The following is a 17,031-nucleotide window of genomic DNA, read 5'->3' as shown; positions in this document are numbered from 1 at the left end:
ACGCGTCCGCCGGGGCCAGGCGGACCGCGGATGCGCTCCCGGCGTACTTCAGGAGACCCGCACGCGCGCGATCCGCCGCTTGCCGACCTGATAAACGTGCTGGCTGCCGGCGGCGCAAGGCCGACGCGCGTCTTCTATTCGCTCGCCGTCGATGCGCACGGCGCCCTGCCCGATCAGGCGGATCGCCTCGGACGTACTGTTGACCAGACCCGCAGCCTTCAGCAGATTGGCGATCGGCAGCACGCCGCCGTCGCCCGCCGACACGTCTACCTCGGGGACATCCTCGGGTATCGCGCCACGTTGAAAACGCGCCACGAACCCTTCGAGCGCTTGTCGAGCACACTCGGCCCCATGGAAGCGGGCGACCAGCTCCAGCCCGAGCTCGAACTTGATGTCGCGCGGATTGGCCCCTTCGCGCACCGCATCTCGCCAGGCCTGAATCTCGGCGAGATCCCGAGTACTGAGAAGCTCGAAATAGCGCCACATGAGGTCGTCCGACACCGACATGATCTTGCCGAACATGTCCTCGGGCGCGTCCGTGATCCCGATGTAGTTACCCAAAGACTTCGACATCTTCTGGATGCCGTCCAACCCTTCGAGGATCGGCACCGTGATGACCACCTGCGGCTCCTGGCCGTAAGTCTCCTGAAGTTGGCGCCCGACCAAGAGGTTGAACTTCTGATCGGTGCCTCCTAACTCGACATCCGCCTGCAGCGCGACGGAGTCGTAGCCCTGGATCAGCGGATAGAGAAACTCATGGATCGCGATCGGCTGCCCGCCCTTATAACGCTTGGCGAAATCGTCGCGCTCGAGCATCCGAGCCACGGTATGCCGGGCTGCCAGCTGAACCAAGCCGGCCGCTCCGAGCCCTTCGAGCCATGATGAATTGAAGACCACCCGCGTGCGTTCCGGATCGAGGATCCGGAAGACCTGGTCTTGGTAGGTCCTGGCGTTGTCTTGGATCTGCTCGCGCGAAAGCGGCTTGCGTGTCGCGCTCTTTCCGGTGGGATCGCCGATCATCCCGGTGAAATCACCGATGAGGAAGAGGATCTCATGCCCGAGATCCTGGAACTGCCGCAGCTTGTTGAGCAGCACCGTATGCCCGAGATGAAGGTCGGGGGCCGTCGGGTCGAATCCCGCCTTGATCCGCAGCGGACGCCCCAGGGCCAACTTCCGGCGAAGTGCATCTTCTAGGAGGATTTCATCGGTCCCGCGCTTGATGAGCGCGAGCGTGCGTTCGAGTGACTCCATGGTGTTCGGTCGTCCAACCCGTTGGGCTTCGGCTAAAAGCGGACGAGGTTACGACGGAGACAAGATGCCCACAAGTCGCCGGCCACCTGCCGCTCAGCCGGGCCGGGGCACGGCTTGTCGGTCGGCCTCTTTTGGGTCTACACTGTTAGGTACCTGGAAAACTTCGACTTTTCCGCGCCTTGTGATCGAGTGATGATGCGAGACTACAAATTTAGACAAACTGAATGGCCGAGACGCAAGGCACGTAACAAGACGCTCAGGGTCATCGCAGGATTTTTGGCCCTTCTTGCGCTCGGACTCTTGGGATATGCCGGCTGGCAGTGGTTCTCGACCCGGCCGGCCGAGAGCGGCGCCGCCGAGTCGCCCGATAGCCGCATTATCCCGCTCCCGATTCCGCCGAAGCCCTCCACGAGTGCGCCGACCGAGCCGGAGGGATCTGCAACCTCGCAGGGGGAGGCGACCCGCTCGGGGCAGAATCAGGTCGAGAAGGACGAGCCGCAGCCGCAGGTCGTGGTCGCGTTGGGGTTGCGGATCACGAACTGAGCACCTTGCAGACCCTCGGTGTAGTCGATTTCAGAACCCATCAGATACTGAAGACTCATCGGGTCGACAAGCAGGGTCACGCCATCGGTCACGACCTCCGTGTCGCCGTCCTGGACCTCCTCGTCGAAAGTAAAGCCGTACTGGAAACCAGAGCATCCCCCTCCCTGGATGTAGACGCGCAGCATCAAGGACGGATTACCCTCCTCGGAGATCAATTGGGCCACCTTGGAGGCGGCGGAATTGGTGAAAACCAGCGGTTGATCAGCGGCAGCTTCGGTCGTCATGTCAGGTCGTTTCTCGGGTTAAGGATTTCAGTGTGTTTATCCTATGCTCTTCGTTGGTTTTTTCAAGCGCGTAGGTCCGACGGCGGGGGAGAGCCAGCGATTCGGCGCCTTGAAGATGATGTCGTATCAGGCAACTCAAGGCAACGCAGCCGGGAGCAACCCGATCGGCGCCTCCGTTGTCGGGGCCCACGGAAAGGATTCCGAGGTGGGTATCAAGCGGTCGTCGGACGGCTCGATCCCGATCAGAACAGCGGAGGGCACGAAATCTTCGGGTAGCGTGAAGGATCCGGATAAGCTTTGAAGGTATTCCAGCGCGATCGGCAGGGTTTGCGGCTCGGCGCTCGGGAGATCCTCGAGCGACAGCGTTAGGACACCGCTTGGATTCCGCCCTTCAAGCTCGAACCGAATATGACCGGTAGACTCCGCGAAACCCGGCACCACTTGGGTCAGCGTGAAGGTATAGCGAAATGCCGCGGGGACCTCTTCGGCGACGATGCGCAGGTCCTGAACCCTTATTGCGCCGCGGTTTCCGTCCTGGACCAATCGTTTCAGATACGAGAGCTCCCGACTCAAATCCAGTCGAGCGTCTTGCGCTTCCTTGAGTTGCTCGGTGAGCGCACGCGCCGTCTCCCGGTCGATCTGACGGCTGCGCTCGGAAATGACCTGTTCGCGAAGTGCGGCGGCCAACTCGCCCCGCAATGCATCCCGCTGCGCAGCCAGGTCAAGGCGCTCCGCCTCGAGAGCAGCCAAATCCGGTTGCATGAGCGACGTCACACGGTCCTGGCCGAGCTCGAATCCCGCCCAGAACGCCGCGGCCAACACAACGGCATAGACACCGCCCGCCAGCAGCCGATAGGAGACGCGTTTCAATGACTCAGCCACCGGGTCGACGAGAACCCGAGCCGGCGATCCGGGCCATGAAGCGCTTACGCATCGACTCAGCCGAGTCCATCGGTCCGTGCCAGGCCCGGCTCTTAGGGAAGTAAAGCCAATGCGTCCAGCCCGGCGGACTCTTCGATGCCGAACATCAAATTCATGTTTTGCACCGCCTGTCCCGCCGCGCCCTTCACCAGGTTGTCGATAACCGACTGGACAACGACGACCCCGGAACCGCCTTGGCGCGTCGCCGCCATCCGGCAGAGATTTGCGCCACGCACCGAGCGGGTATCAGGATGCGCTCCGCCCGGCATCGGATCGACAAAAGGCTCGTCCGCGTAATAGGTCGAGAATAAGTCGTCCAGATCGACGTCGGATCGGATCAAGCGCGCATAGAGCGTGGCCTCGATCCCGCGGATCATCGGGACGAGATGCGGAACAAAGGTCAGATTCAGAGCGGCGCCGGAGAAGCGCTCGAGAGTCTGGCGAATCTCGGGAGCATGCCGATGCCCGCCGACGGAATATGCCTTGAAGCTTTCGCCGACCTCAGCCATCAACAAACCCGTCGACGCCTTGCGCCCGGCACCGCTGACGCCGGACTTTGCATCCGCAATCAACCAGCCCGGATCAACCACCCCGGCGGCCAGCAGAGGCAGAAATCCGAGCGTCACCGCCGTCGGATAGCAACCCGGATTCGCCACCAGTCTCGCGCCGCGCACGGCATCCCGGTTGATCTCCGGCAACCCGTAGACCGCCTCGGACAAGAGTTCGGGACAGGCATGAGGCATGCCGTACCAGGTCTCCCAGAGATCCGGATCCTTCAGACGAAAGTCGGCGGCCAGATCGACCACGCGCACGCCGCGCGGGAGTAGATCCGGCACCGCCTTCATGGCCGTTCCGTTGGGCGTAGCAAAAAAAACGAGATCGCATTCAGCCAGCGCGCCCTCGTCGGGAGCAGTGAACGCGAGATCCAGCCGACCCCGCAAATGGGGAAACATCTCCGCAACGGGGACACCCGCCTCGCTCCGCGAGGTAATGACCGCCAGCTCAGCGGCGGGATGCCGTGCCAGGATCCGCAACAGCTCCGCGCCCGTATAACCCGTCCCGCCGACGATTCCGACCCTCACCATGACGACTTGACTCCAAAGGTGCCTACAGCAGAACGCAATTCTTTATCGCCTCAACGAAAAAAGCGGCATAAGCCGCTTCTCGATGCGAGGCGACGCAAGGCTTCGGGAGATCAGGAACAGCCGCCGCCCGAGGCCGACGAAGACCCGCAAGAACCACAACCGCCGCCGCCGAGCTGGGGTAGATTATTGAAGACGAAGGTGGCATTGCCGTCGCCTTGATCGACGAAATCGATTTCGACGCCGCGCAGATAGGGCAGCGTTCCGTCGTCGACCACGACCTTGAAGCCGTCGAAGGCCAACACCCCATCGTCGTCGTTGATGGCATCTGTAAAGGTCATCCCGAAGCTGATACCGCTGCAGCCACCGGGCGTCGCGAACACACGCACACCCTGCACGTTGTCGTCGACTTGCTCGAACAGATCGGCCATCTTTGCTTGAGCCGGCGCAGTCAGCGTCAGCTCCATCTCGTTCAATACCGCGGACATAGGACTTGGCCTCTTGACAAATCGATTTGACGCGAAAGGTTAGCAGAAAAGCCGAGTATTATACTACCGCAAATTTGAGGGTCAAAGCTCGAGCCGGCCCTGGGCAGCGAGAAAGACAAGATGCCGCTCGGCATCGACGAGATGCCGGCCCCAGTGGCGATCGAAACCGTAGGCCCAGCCCCTCAGTGCGCACTCGGGTTGACGGGCATAGAGCCCGAGTCCGGATTTCAGCTCGCAATAGATGTCGGTGAGATCGTCGGCCAGGCTTCCGGTCATCCCCTCGACGCCCTCGCTGGCACGATCGAACTCCAACCAGTAGCCGTCGCGATCGGCGAGCAGCCGCCGTAGCTGCCAGAACAGCTCGAAGCGCGCATCGAGATCCAGGGCGCTCATGGGGACAACCTCCGAGACCGGGGTCGACACCGAAGAGATTGCCGCTTGGAGACGCGGCAGGAGGCTCGCGACGTCCCCCAGCCAGCGCCGACGACCCTCTTCCGCCGACCCCTCGATGAGGTCGCAATAGCGCCTCGCCAGCCCGGCAACCTCCAGGCCCTCGAGTCCGCTCAGCTGTTGTGCCGCGATCGCGTCCATGCCAAGGAGTGTAGACGAGAAAATCGGCTGTGCGCGGGAACGACCGAGCCGTTGCAGCCGTTCGGATGCGGCCGCCGATCCGCTGCTCGGCCTCGCGGGATCCTCAAACTCGCGGTACATCAGACCTCGACCATCTCGAAATCGTCCTTCCCGGCGCCGCACTCGGGACACTTCCAATTGAGCGGCACATCCTCCCAACGCGTCCCGGGCGGGATATCATCGTCCGGCCAACCTTCGGCCTCGTCGTAGATCAAGCCGCAAATCACGCACATATAGGTCTTCATCGAGTCGCTCCGTCGCGGTTCGGCCCCCGGCGCAAGGTCGTGTCGGGATGACATCCATGATCGCATCGGGGTTTAATGGGCTTCAATGGTCGGGCGGGTCGGATCGGATTTCAACGCAGCTCGGGCAAATCGTTTTCGGACTTCCGCAACAAATCAGGCACTCCGCGGCGCCGAGAGCGGCCTAGCCGGTCACGCAGCGCCTGCCACAGAAAGAGACTCCCCATGAGCACGCTCAACGAGCGACCCGTCGTCCTCTGCGTCGGCGGCCATGACCCGAGCGGAGGCGCCGGCATCCTTGCCGACGCAGAGGCCGTCAGGGCCGCCGGCGCCTTCCCGGTCACCGTGATCAGCGCGCTGACCGAGCAGAATACCTGCGGGCTCTCGCGCATCTACCCGCAAGCCCCCGCGCATGTCGAGGGGCAGTGCCGAGCCCTCTTGCGCGACTGCGTCCCAGGCGCGCTCAAGATCGGGATGATCGGAAGCGCCCCGTTGATCGACCGACTCGGCACGTTGATCGACGAAAACCCCGACCTTCCGGTCGTCCTCGACCCCGTCCTGGGCACCGGGGCCGGACAACGCGTCGCGGACGCCGCCATGCTGGATCGCTTGCGCGGGAACCTGATCGCTCGCAGCACGCTCGTCACGCCGAATCTGCCCGAGGCGCAAACCTTGACGGGCGCACTCGGTCCGAGCGAGTGCGCGACGCGCCTGCTTTCGCTCGGCGCACGATGGGTCCTGATCACGGGCACACACGACGACACGGCCGAGGTCACCAACTGGCTCTTCAACACCGAAGGGCTTCAACAGCGTCTGGACTGGCCGCGCTTGGCAGGGGAGTATCACGGCTCGGGCTGCACGCTGGCGAGCGCGATCGCCGCCCGCCTCGCGCTCGGGGCGGCGATGCCGGAGGCCGTCGCCGAAGCGCAAGCCTATACCTGGGAGAGCCTCGATCGGGCACTCCGGACCGGCCGCTGCCAGCTGACACCGAATCGCCTTTACGCACTCGACCGATGACACACCTCGACGGACTCTATCTGATCACCCCGGATACCGCAGACGCACCCGACGTCCTCGCCGAGCAGGTCGCACAAGCGATCTCGGGCGGGGCCGGGCTCGTCCAATATCGCCACAAGGGCCCGGATCGGCAGCTTCGACGTGACCAGGCCACCGCCCTACTCGGCGTTTGCCGGATCGCCCGGGTACCCTTCATCGTCAACGACGATGTCGCACTCGCCGCGGAGATCGGCGCCGACGGGGTGCACCTCGGCCGCGACGACGGCGACCCGATGGCGGCCCGTCGACGACTCGGCGCGAACGCCGTCATCGGCGTCTCCTGCTACGACGACCTGACCCTCGCGCGGGCCGCCGAGCGCGCAGGAGCGAGCTACGTCGCCTTCGGGAGCTTCTTCCCCTCGGCCACCAAACCGCATGCCGTCCGCGCCTCCCCGGAGCTCCTGAGCGCCGCCCGCGACAGCCTGCGAATTCCCGCGGTTGCGATCGGCGGGATCACGCCACAAAATGGCGGGCTATTGATCGCGGCGGGCGCCCGGATGCTGGCGGTCGTGACCGGTGTCTTCGCGCAGCCGGACCTCGCCGCCGCGGCCCGCGCCTATGCCTCACTTTTTGTCGACGGAGACCCCCGATGAGCCGATCCCATGATCTCTTCCAAGCCGCGCAGCGCCATATCCCCGGCGGTGTGAACTCGCCGGTGCGCGCATTTCGCGGCGTCGGCGGCGATCCGGTCTTCTTCGACAGCGCCTCCGGCGCTTATGCGATCGACGCCGACGGCAAGCGCTATGTCGACTATGTCGGCTCCTGGGGCCCGATGATCCTCGGGCACGCCCATCCGCAGGTCATCGCGGCCGTGCAGGAGCGCATCCAGAAGGGCCTCTCCTTCGGCGCCCCGACCGAGCTGGAGACGACCATGGCCGACCGTGTCTGCGAGCTGGTCCCGAGCATGGACATGGTGCGCATGGTCAGCTCCGGCACCGAGGCGACCATGAGCGCACTGCGTCTGGCCCGCGGCTACACGGGTCGCGACAAGGTGATCAAGTTCGAGGGCTGCTACCACGGCCATGTCGACTCGCTGCTGGTGAAGGCCGGCTCGGGCGCACTGACACTCGGCGAGCCCAGCTCACCCGGCGTACCGGCGGCCCTGGCCGAGCTGACCATCACGCTGGCCTACAACGATCTGGAGCAGGTGCGCGAGACCTTCGCCGAGATCGGCAACGAGATCGCCTGCATCATCGTCGAAGCCGTTGCCGGCAACATGAACTGCATCCCGCCCGTGCCGGGATTCCTCGAAGGTCTGCGCGAGATCTGCGACCAATACGGCGCGGTGCTCATCTTCGACGAGGTCATGACGGGCTTTCGCGTCTCGCGCGGCGGTGCACAGGAGCTGTTCGGCGTCACACCGGACCTCACCGCGCTCGGCAAGGTCATCGGTGGCGGCATGCCGGTCGGCGCCTTCGGCGGCAAGCGCGAGATCATGTCCCGCATCTCCCCGCTAGGCCCCGTCTATCAAGCCGGCACGCTCTCGGGCAACCCGATCGCGATGGCGGCCGGTTTGAAGACGCTGGAGCTGCTCAGCGAGCCCGGCTTCTACGAGCGCCTGAGCGCGACCACCGCAAAGCTCCTTGCCGGCCTGCAGGCACGCGCCGATGCCGCGGGGATCCCCTTCAGCACCAATCAGGCCGGCGGCATGTTCGGGCTCTTCTTCACCGGCGAGAAGGTCACGAATTACGCCCAGGCGACGACCTGCAATCAGGACCAGTTCAAGACCTTCTTCCACGCCATGCTCGAGCGCGGGGTCTATTTGGCGCCTTCGGCCTTCGAGGCCGGATTCGTCTCGATGGCACATGGCGAGACCGAGATCCAGGCGACGCTGGATGCGGCCGAGCAGAGTTTTGCACTCATCGCCCGCTAAACCGCGCCCGGCGCGACATGCGCCGGTGTTGGCTCGGCTCGGCCTCGTGCGATCCACGAGCGCCGGTGCCGGCGCGGTTTGGAGTTCATAAAACGGCTTTTGAAGCAAGCTCAGCATGTCGTGCTCGTTGATTGATCGAAGCATCCCGACGTACCTCCTCACCCCGACACCTCGTTATCCTCATTCATTGGGGGATCCAAAGGACCGCTCGCTCATCCCTTCACATCCGCCATCCGCGACTCAGCAGCCTGGCTCGCAGCCAATTCAACGACGTCCCCAAGCCACGTGAGATAAGGCATCCTTCGTCGCTGCGCCCATAACGACACGGGGCGCAGCGATGTAGGGTGCGGTGAGGGACGAACCGCACCATGCGACGACCGGTCCGGACATCGGTGCGGTTCGCTGCGCTCACCGCACCCTACGGGCTCGCAGCCCATTCATCGACATCCCCACGCCACACAACGTTCGGCATCATTCGTCGCTACGGCCGTAGCGACACATGGCGCAGCGATGTAGGGTGCGGTGAGGAACGAACCGCACCGTGCGACGACCGGTCCGGACATCGGTGCGGTTCGCTGCGCTCACCGCACCCTACGGGCTCGGGTGGCCGGTCGAGAAACGCTGCCCGACCTCGATGTCCTCGGGCTTTGTCCGGACCGCGCGCCCCAAGCGCGCGGTCCGGACAAAGCCCGAGTGCGGATTGCAAATTCTCGCCGCCCGCACTAATGTTGCGTCGCAGCAAATACGCAGAAGCCTTCGGGCCTTACGAGGGCCGTCCACTCACCAGCCGAGGAAATCACCATGGGTTATCAAGCCGTCTACGAGCGATCGATGAAGGACCCGGAGTCCTTCTGGGCCGAGGCCGCGGAGCTCATCGACTGGGATCGGCCCTGGGACAAGGTCCTGGACAGCTCCAATGAGCCATTCCATCGCTGGTTCGCAGGCGGGATGTTGAACACCTGCTACAACGCCGTGGATCGGCACGTCACCGCCGGACGCGGAGGTCAACCGGCCATCATCCACGACAGCCCCGTCACCGGCTCCAAGACGGTGATCACCTATGCGGAGCTTCAGGATCAGGTCGCGCGCTTCGCCGGGGCCTTGCTGGCGCTCGGCGTGACCAAGGGCGATCGGGTCATCGTCTACATGCCGATGGTTCCCGAAGCGGCAGTGGCCATGCTCGCCTGCGCCCGGATCGGCGCCATCCATTCGGTCGTGTTCGGAGGTTTCTCCGCCCGCGAGCTGGCGACCCGTATCGACGACGCCAAGCCCAAGGTGATGGTCGCCGGATCCTGCGGCATCGAGCCGAACCGGGTCGTCCATTACAAGCCTCTGCTCGACTCGGCCATCAACTTGGCCGAGCACAAGCCCGAACACTGCATCATCCTGCAACGCGAGCAGGAGCCCGGAACCCTGATCGAGGGACGCGACCTCGGCTGGGCGGAAGCACTCGCCGCCGCCGAACCGGCCGCCTGCGTGTCGGTCGCCGCGACCGACCCGCTCTACATCCTCTACACTTCCGGCACCACCGGCCAACCCAAGGGTGTGGTGCGCGACAACGGCGGACACGCTGTCGCCATGGCCTGGAGCATGGAGAACGTCTACAACGTCAAGCCCGGCGAGGTCTTCTGGGCCGCATCCGACGTGGGCTGGGTGGTCGGGCACTCCTACATCGTCTATGCGCCGTTGCTGGCGGGCTGCACCACGATCGTCTACGAGGGCAAACCGGTCGGCACGCCCGACGCCGGTGCCTTCTGGCGCGTGATCTCCGAGCACGGGGTCTCGGTTCTCTTCACCGCGCCCACCGCCTTCCGCGCCATCAAGCGCGACGACCCGAACGCCGAGCATCTCGGACGGTACGATCTCGGCACCCTGCGGGCTCTCTTCCTCGCCGGCGAGCGGTGCGACCCGGATACACTCGGCTGGGCGCAAAAGATCCTGGGCATCCCGGTCATCGATCATTGGTGGCAGACCGAAACCGGCTGGGCGATCGCCGCGAATTGTCTCGGCATCGAGCAGCTCCCGGTCAAGCCCGGCTCGCCGACCCGCGCCGTACCCGGTTACGACATTCAAGTCCTCGACGACGAAGGCGTCTCGGTCGCACCGGGCGACATCGGGCGCATCATGATCAAGCTACCGCTGCCGCCCGGCTGCCTGCCGACCCTCTGGGGCAACGACGCACGCTTCATCCAGTCCTATCTCTCGGCACAACCGGGCTACTACCTGACCGGCGACGCGGGCTATCTCGACGAGGACGGTTACCTGTTCGTCATGAGCCGTATCGACGACATCATCAATGTCGCCGGTCACCGACTCTCCACGGGTGCGATGGAAGGTGTACTGGCCTCCCATCCGGATGTGGCCGAGTGTGCCGTGATCGGGGCGCACGATCAGCTCAAGGGCGAGCTGCCTGTGGGGCTGGTGGTACTCAAGTCGGGCGTCTCGCGCGACGACGCCGCGATCGTCAAAGAGTTGGTCAACCTGGTTCGCGATCAGATCGGGCCCGTCGCCGCCTTCAAGACCGTGGTTGTCGTGCAGCGCTTGCCCAAGACCCGCTCGGGCAAGATCCTGCGCGGCACCATGAAGTCGATCGCCGACGGCAAGGACTACCGCATGCCCGCCACCATCGACGACCCCGCCATCTTGGAAGAGATCCAGACAGCCCTCGGCAAGATCGGCTACGCCAAGCACGCCTGATTCGGCCGCTCGACACATCGCCCGGGTCGGGACTCGCATCGCGACCCGGGCGCATTTCTGTCGACACTTAAACTTGACACGTCCGAATATTGGTCTAAATTAGACTGATAATCGAACCAAGTGTCGACAATCATGGCATCCACCACGGCCGAGCTCCTGGACGAAGAAGCCTCGACGATCGCCGATCGCATCTTCGGTCAGGTGCGCCAGGCGATCGTCGAAGGCGAGATCCCGGCCGGCAGCAAGATCAGCGAGCCGGCACTTGCGGCCCGCTACGGGATCAGCCGCGGCCCGCTGCGCGAGGCGATGCGCCGGCTCGAATCCACCAATCTCGTCGAACGCCGCCCGAACCTGGGCGCGCGAGTCATCACCCTGTCGAACGACGAGCTCCTGGAGATCTATGTCATCCGCGAGGCGCTCGAGGGCATGGCCGCCCGGATCGCCGCGGAACGTATGCCGGATGCGGCCATCGCAGACTTAAAGAACCTCTTGGAGCGCCACCGGCGCGAGGTGGCTCGCGCCGACTGGCAAACCTATTTCCAGCAGGAAGGCGACCTCGACTTCCACTTTCGCATCGTCCAAGGCAGCGGCAACCGGCGCCTCATCGATATCCTCTGCAACGACCTCTACCACTTGGCTCGCATGTATCGCTGCCAGTTCGGGATGAAGAGCGACCGGGCCGCGGATGCGCTCAAGGAGCATGAACTGGTCGCGGACGCCATTGCCGAGCGCGACGGCGAGCTGGCCGAATGGCTGATGCGACGGCATATCCGCGCCTCGCGGCGGGCGATCGAGCGCCGGTTGGCGGTCGAGGGCTGAGCGGTGCGGAGCCGCCAACACCTAATGATATATTTTTCAATAACCTAAACAGCACCTGCTCCAGCGGCTGTCAAGTCTGCCGGAGCCGACCCCATCCAAAAACACCGCATACCACGCTGGGTGCGGTTTAGAAGGAGATGACCCGCATGACCGAAACACTCACGCCCGGCACCCGGCTTCGGCTCGCCGTTGAAGAGGAACGTCCTCTACAGGTCGTCGGCGCCGTCAACGCCTATCACGCCATGATGGCCGAGCGCACCGGTTATCGGGCGCTCTATCTCTCGGGCGGCGGCGTGGCAGCCTGCTCCTTCGGGATCCCCGATCTCGGGATGACCAGCCTGGACAACGTGTTGGAGGACGTGCGCCGGATCACCGACGCCACCGCCCTACCCCTCTTGGTCGATGCCGACACCGGCTGGGGCGGCGCCTTCAACATCGCCCGCACGGTCCGACTGATGAACCGGGCCGGCGCGGCCGGCTGCCATATCGAGGACCAGGTCGCTGCCAAGCGCTGCGGTCATCGCCCCGGCAAGGCCATCGTCTCCAAGGAGGAGATGGTCGACCGGATCAAGGCCGCCGTGGATGCGCGCACCGACGACTTCGTCATCATGGCCCGCACCGACGCGCTGGCCGTCGAGGGGATCGACTCGGCCATCGAACGCGCCGTGGCCTGTGTCGAGGCCGGTGCGGACATGATCTTTCCCGAGGCCATGACCGAGCTGGCTCAGTACGAGCAGTTCATCGCCGCGGTGAAGGTTCCGGTACTGGCGAACATCACCGAGTTCGGCTCCACCCCGCTCTTCACGACGACCGAGTTGGGCGAAGTCGGGGTGTCGCTGGTGCTCTACCCCCTGTCCGCCTTCCGCGCCATGAACCTCGCCGCGCTCAAGGTCTACGAGGCGATTCGCCGCGACGGCACCCAAGCCGCCGTGGTCGACACCATGCAGACCCGCATGGATCTCTACGACTTCCTCAATTACCACGGTTTCGAGCAGAAGCTCGATGAGCTGTTCACGCAGGGCAAAGATTGAGGCATGCCGGAAGAGAGCTGTTTGCGTTGAGCGAACAGACAGCGAAGTTCAAAGGTAAAAGGTAAAAGGCTAAAGGCCAAACGACGACAACCGCATCACATTGATCGAGGAGAACACGATGGCCGAGAACCAAGAGAGCCAACTTCCGAAACCCAAGAAATCGGTTGCCTTGTCCGGCACCGCGGCGGGCAATACCGCCGTCTGCACCGTCGGGCGCACCGGCAACGATCTGCACTATCGCGGCTACGACATCCTGGACTTCGCCGACCAGGCCGAGTTCGAAGAGATCGCCTACCTGCTGATCCACGGACACCTGCCGACATCCGCCGAGCTCGCGGCCTACAAGCGCAAGCTCCAGTCGCTGCGCGGTCTGCCCGCCGCGCTGAAGACCGCCCTGGAGCAGATCCCGCCTTCGGCGCATCCGATGGACGTGATGCGCACCGGCGCCTCGCTGCTCGGCACGCTGGAGCCCGAGAAGGACAACATGCCGGTGGCCGCGGCACGCGACATCGGCGATCGCCTGGTCGCCAGCTTCGGCTCCATGCTGCTGTATTGGTATCACTTCGCCCACAATGGCCGGCGCATCGAGGTCGAGACCGACGACGAGTCGGTCGGCGGGCACTTCCTGCACCTGCTGCACGGCAAGACGCCTTCGGCCGAATGGGTGCGCGCCATGCACACCTCGCTGATCCTCTACGCCGAGCATGAGTTCAATGCCTCGACCTTCGCCGCCCGCGTGGTCGCCGGCACCAACTCCGACCTCTATTCGGCCATCACCGGCGCGATCGGCGCGTTGCGCGGACCCAAGCACGGCGGCGCGAACGAGGCCGCCTGCGAGATCCAGAGCCGCTATTTCAGTGCCGACGAGGCCGAGGCGGACATCCGCGAGCGGGTCGGGCGCAAGGAGATCATCATCGGCTTCGGTCACCCGGTCTACACCACCGGCGACCCGCGCAACGAGGTCATCAAGACGGTCGCGCGTCGCCTGTCCGAGTCCAACGAGGACATGCGCATGTTCGAGGTCGCCGACCGCCTCGAAAGCGTCATGTGGGACATCAAGCACATGTTCCCGAACCTCGACTGGTTCTCGGCGGTGTCCTACGCACAGATGGGCGTTCCGACCGCCTTGTTCACGCCCATCTTCGTCATCGCGCGCACCACCGGCTGGGTCGCCCACGTCATCGAGCAGCGCATCGACGGCAAGATCATTCGCCCGAGCGCCAACTATGTCGGGCCGGAAAACTTGAGCTGGGTGCCGATCGAGAAGCGCTGAGCGCTCGAGCCCGACGCCCGGGGCCCGGAGCCGAACGCCGAGGTTCACGGGTGTTCGGCTCCGGCGCGTCCCGGCTCAGACCTCGACACGACCACACACGCGTCCCGGCGTCTCAGGCGACGTCTCCCATTTCGGAACAGTGCACACCTCATGAATACCGCCCACCGCAAACCCCTGCCCGGCACCGCTCTGGACTACTTCGACGCGCGTGCCGCGATCGATGCGATCACGCCCGGCGCCTATGCGAAGCTGCCATACACCTCGCGCGTGCTGGCCGAAAATCTGGTGCGACGCTGCGATCCGGACACCCTGACCGATTCACTCAAGCAACTCATCGAGCGCAAGCGCGACCTGGACTTCCCCTGGTACCCCGCCCGCGTGGTCTGCCACGACATCCTCGGCCAGACCGCCCTGGTGGATCTGGCGGGGCTGCGCGACGCCATCGCCGAGAAGGGCGGCGACCCGGCACAAGTGAACCCGGTGGTGCCGACCCAGCTGATCGTCGACCACTCGCTGGCCGTGGAGTACGGCGGATCCGATGCGGATGCCTTCGAGAAGAACCGCGCCATCGAAGACCGACGCAACGAGGACCGTTTCCACTTCATCGAGTGGACCAAGACCGCCTTCAAGAACGTGGACGTGATCCCGGCCGGCAACGGCATCATGCACCAGATCAATCTGGAGAAGATGTCCCCGGTGATCCAGGCCCGCGACGGGGTGGCCTTCCCGGACACCTGTGTCGGGACCGACAGCCACACCCCGCACGTCGATGCACTCGGCGTGATCGCCATCGGCGTCGGCGGGCTGGAGGCCGAGACCGTGATGCTCGGCCGCGCCTCCATGATGCGCCTGCCCGATATCGTCGGCGTGCGCCTGACCGGCAAGCGTCGGCCGGGCATCACCGCCACCGACATCGTGCTGGCCCTGACCGAGTTCCTGCGCAAGGAGCGCGTGGTAGGTGCCTATGTCGAGTTCTTCGGCGAGGGTGCTGCCAGCCTGACGATCGGCGACCGCGCCACCATCTCCAATATGTGTCCGGAGTACGGCGCTACCGCGTCCATGTTCTACATCGACGGACAGACCATCGACTATCTCACCCTGACCGGCCGCGAGCCGGAGCAGGTCGCACTGGTCGAGACCTATGCCAAGACCGCCGGCCTGTGGGCCGATGCGCTGGAGAGCGCCGAGTACGAGCGCGTGCTCGAGTTCGATCTGTCCACCGTGGTGCGCAACATGGCCGGCCCGTCCAACCCGCACCGCCGCCTTCCGACCAGCGCACTGCACGAGCGCGGCATTGCCGTGGATCTGGACAAGGCGCTGGCCGAAGAGAAGGACGGCCTGATGCCGGACGGCGCGGTCATCATCGCTGCCATCACCAGTTGCACCAACACCAGCAACCCGCGCAACGTGGTCGCCGCCGGCCTGGTCGCCAAGAAGGCCAACGCACTGGGCCTGACGCGCAAGCCCTGGGTCAAGACCTCCTTCGCGCCGGGCTCCAAGGTCGCCAAGCTTTACCTGGAAGAGGCCGGCCTGCTGGCTGAGATGGAACAGCTCGGCTTCGGCATCGTCGGCTACGCCTGCACCACCTGCAACGGCATGTCCGGCGCACTGGACCCGAAGATCCAACAGGAGATCATCGAGCGCGACCTCTTCGCCACCGCCGTGCTCTCGGGCAACCGCAACTTCGACGGCCGCATCCACCCCTATGCCAAGCAGGCCTTCCTGGCCTCGCCGCCTCTGGTGGTGGCCTACGCCATCGCCGGCACCGTGCGGTTCGACATCGAGCAAGATGCGCTGGGCCATGACCCGCAGGGCAACCCCATCACCCTCAAAGACCTGTGGCCGAGCGACGAGGAGATCGACGCCATCGTCTCGGCCTGCGTGAAGCCGGAGCAGTTCAAGCAGGTCTATATCCCGATGTTCGATCTGGGCCATGTGGAAGAGGCCAAGAGCCCGCTGTACGACTGGCGCCCGCAGAGCACCTACATCCGCCGTCCACCCTACTGGGAAGGCGCACTGGCCGGTGAGCGGACACTGAAAGGCATGCGTCCGCTGGCGGTCTTGCCGGACAACATCACCACGGACCATCTGTCCCCGTCGAACGCCATCCTGGCCGACAGCGCGGCCGGCGAGTATCTGGCCAAGATGGGCCTGCCGGAAGAGGACTTTAACTCCTACGCCACGCACCGCGGCGACCACCTGACCGCCCAGCGCGCCACCTTCGCCAACCCGCAACTGGTCAACGAGATGGCCGTGGTGGATGGCCAGGTCAAGAAGGGCTCGCTGACCCGTGTCGAGCCGGACGGCCAGGTCATGCGCATGTGGGAGGCGATCGAGACGTACATGGGCCGCAAGCAGCCGCTGATCATCATCGCCGGTGCCGACTACGGCCAGGGCTCCTCGCGTGACTGGGCAGCCAAGGGTGTGCGTCTGGCCGGTGTGGAAGCCATCGTCGCCGAAGGGTTCGAGCGTATCCACCGGACCAATCTGGTCGGCATGGGCGTGCTGCCGCTCGAGTTCAAACCGGGCGTCGACCGCAAGACACTCGGGATCGACGGCAGCGAGACCTACGACGTGCTCGGCGAGCGCACACCGCGCGCCACCCTGACCTTGGTGATCACCCGCAAGAACGGCGAACGCGTGGAGGTGCCGGTCACCTGTCGCATCGATACCGCGGAAGAGCTGGCGATCTACGAGGCCGGCGGTGTGCTGCAGCGCTTCGCCCAGGATTTCCTGGAATCCAGCAAGGCGGCATAAGAAAGCCCATCTCCCCTCGTGGGAGAGGGGTTGGGGAGAGGGGGAGATGGCTCAGCCGAGCGTCCCGGAAAACCGCGCAAAAAA

General features: G+C 64.8%; 15 protein-coding genes. 8 read left to right on the top strand and 7 right to left on the bottom strand.

The annotated features are described in order from the left end of the window. Positions 1–48 precede the first annotated feature (48 nt). From tyrS to THIMADRAFT_RS02735, 7 genes are all read right to left on the bottom strand, one after another. Complete coding sequence (gene tyrS / locus THIMADRAFT_RS02765) at positions 49–1,251, bottom strand: tyrosine--tRNA ligase (RefSeq protein ID WP_007191438.1); 1,203 nt, start codon at positions 1,249–1,251, stop codon at positions 49–51. Between the two features lie 476 nt (positions 1,252–1,727). Beyond that, positions 1,728–2,078 (bottom strand): iron-sulfur cluster insertion protein ErpA, encoded by a 351-nt coding sequence (gene erpA / locus THIMADRAFT_RS02760; RefSeq protein WP_007191436.1) that lies wholly within the window; start codon positions 2,076–2,078, stop codon positions 1,728–1,730. A gap of 135 nt (positions 2,079–2,213) precedes the next feature. Continuing rightward, positions 2,214–2,948 carry a DUF6776 family protein gene (locus THIMADRAFT_RS02755; protein WP_007191435.1) on the bottom strand — a complete coding sequence of 245 codons (735 nt, stop codon included), beginning with the start codon at positions 2,946–2,948 and terminating at the stop codon, positions 2,214–2,216. A gap of 104 nt (positions 2,949–3,052) precedes the next feature. Then, positions 3,053–4,084 carry an N-acetyl-gamma-glutamyl-phosphate reductase gene (gene argC / locus THIMADRAFT_RS02750; protein ID WP_007191434.1) on the bottom strand — a complete coding sequence of 344 codons (1,032 nt, stop codon included), beginning with the start codon at positions 4,082–4,084 and terminating at the stop codon, positions 3,053–3,055. A 110-nt stretch (positions 4,085–4,194) separates the two neighbouring features. Continuing rightward, the gene (locus tag THIMADRAFT_RS02745) at positions 4,195–4,569 is read right to left on the bottom strand and encodes a HesB/IscA family protein (protein ID WP_007191433.1); all 375 of its coding nucleotides are present in this window, start codon (positions 4,567–4,569) and stop codon (positions 4,195–4,197) included. Between the two features lie 81 nt (positions 4,570–4,650). After that, positions 4,651–5,280, bottom strand: a complete 630-nt coding sequence (locus THIMADRAFT_RS02740; RefSeq protein ID WP_007191432.1) for a DUF5063 domain-containing protein — start codon at positions 5,278–5,280, stop codon at positions 4,651–4,653. Beyond that, a complete protein-coding gene (locus THIMADRAFT_RS02735) occupies positions 5,280–5,444 on the bottom strand; it encodes a rubredoxin (RefSeq protein WP_007191431.1) in 165 nt (54 codons plus the stop codon). The genes THIMADRAFT_RS02740 and THIMADRAFT_RS02735 overlap by 1 nt, the downstream gene beginning before the upstream one ends. Before the next feature lie 222 nt (positions 5,445–5,666). Here THIMADRAFT_RS02735 and thiD point away from each other — a divergent pair, with 222 nt between their 5' ends. The 8 genes from thiD to acnD all read left to right on the top strand — a co-directional run bounded on the left by thiD (position 5,667) and on the right by acnD (position 16,947). Then, a complete protein-coding gene (gene thiD / locus THIMADRAFT_RS02730; protein WP_007191430.1) occupies positions 5,667–6,458 on the top strand; it encodes a bifunctional hydroxymethylpyrimidine kinase/phosphomethylpyrimidine kinase in 792 nt (263 codons plus the stop codon). Further along, on the top strand, positions 6,455–7,090 hold the full coding sequence (gene thiE / locus THIMADRAFT_RS02725) for a thiamine phosphate synthase (protein WP_007191429.1): 636 nt from the start codon (positions 6,455–6,457) through the stop codon (positions 7,088–7,090). The genes thiD and thiE overlap by 4 nt, the downstream gene beginning before the upstream one ends. Continuing rightward, on the top strand, positions 7,087–8,370 hold the full coding sequence (gene hemL, locus THIMADRAFT_RS02720; protein WP_007191428.1) for a glutamate-1-semialdehyde 2,1-aminomutase: 1,284 nt from the start codon (positions 7,087–7,089) through the stop codon (positions 8,368–8,370). The genes thiE and hemL overlap by 4 nt, the downstream gene beginning before the upstream one ends. 801 nt (positions 8,371–9,171) lie before the next feature. Then, positions 9,172–11,067: a propionyl-CoA synthetase gene (locus THIMADRAFT_RS02715; protein WP_007191427.1), complete on the top strand. Its 1,896-nt coding sequence runs from the start codon at positions 9,172–9,174 to the stop codon at positions 11,065–11,067. 132 nt (positions 11,068–11,199) lie between these two features. After that, complete coding sequence (locus THIMADRAFT_RS02710) at positions 11,200–11,886, top strand: GntR family transcriptional regulator (RefSeq protein WP_007191426.1); 687 nt, start codon at positions 11,200–11,202, stop codon at positions 11,884–11,886. A gap of 146 nt (positions 11,887–12,032) precedes the next feature. Continuing rightward, entirely contained in the window at positions 12,033–12,917 is an 885-nt protein-coding gene (gene prpB / locus THIMADRAFT_RS02705; protein WP_007191425.1) for a methylisocitrate lyase, read from the top strand. Positions 12,918–13,035: 118 nt separating this feature from the next. Then, positions 13,036–14,190 (top strand): bifunctional 2-methylcitrate synthase/citrate synthase, encoded by a 1,155-nt coding sequence (gene prpC / locus THIMADRAFT_RS02700; protein WP_007191424.1) that lies wholly within the window; start codon positions 13,036–13,038, stop codon positions 14,188–14,190. A 150-nt stretch (positions 14,191–14,340) separates the two neighbouring features. Next, on the top strand, positions 14,341–16,947 hold the full coding sequence (gene acnD, locus THIMADRAFT_RS02695; protein WP_007191423.1) for a Fe/S-dependent 2-methylisocitrate dehydratase AcnD: 2,607 nt from the start codon (positions 14,341–14,343) through the stop codon (positions 16,945–16,947). Positions 16,948–17,031: the final 84 nt, after the last annotated feature.

The sequence above is a fragment of the Thiocapsa marina 5811 genome (assembly GCF_000223985.1).
Taxonomy (GTDB): Bacteria; Pseudomonadota; Gammaproteobacteria; order Chromatiales; family Chromatiaceae; genus Thiocapsa; species Thiocapsa marina.
Note: the sequence above shows the minus strand (reverse complement) of the source record. Positions and strands in the feature narration are given on the sequence as shown.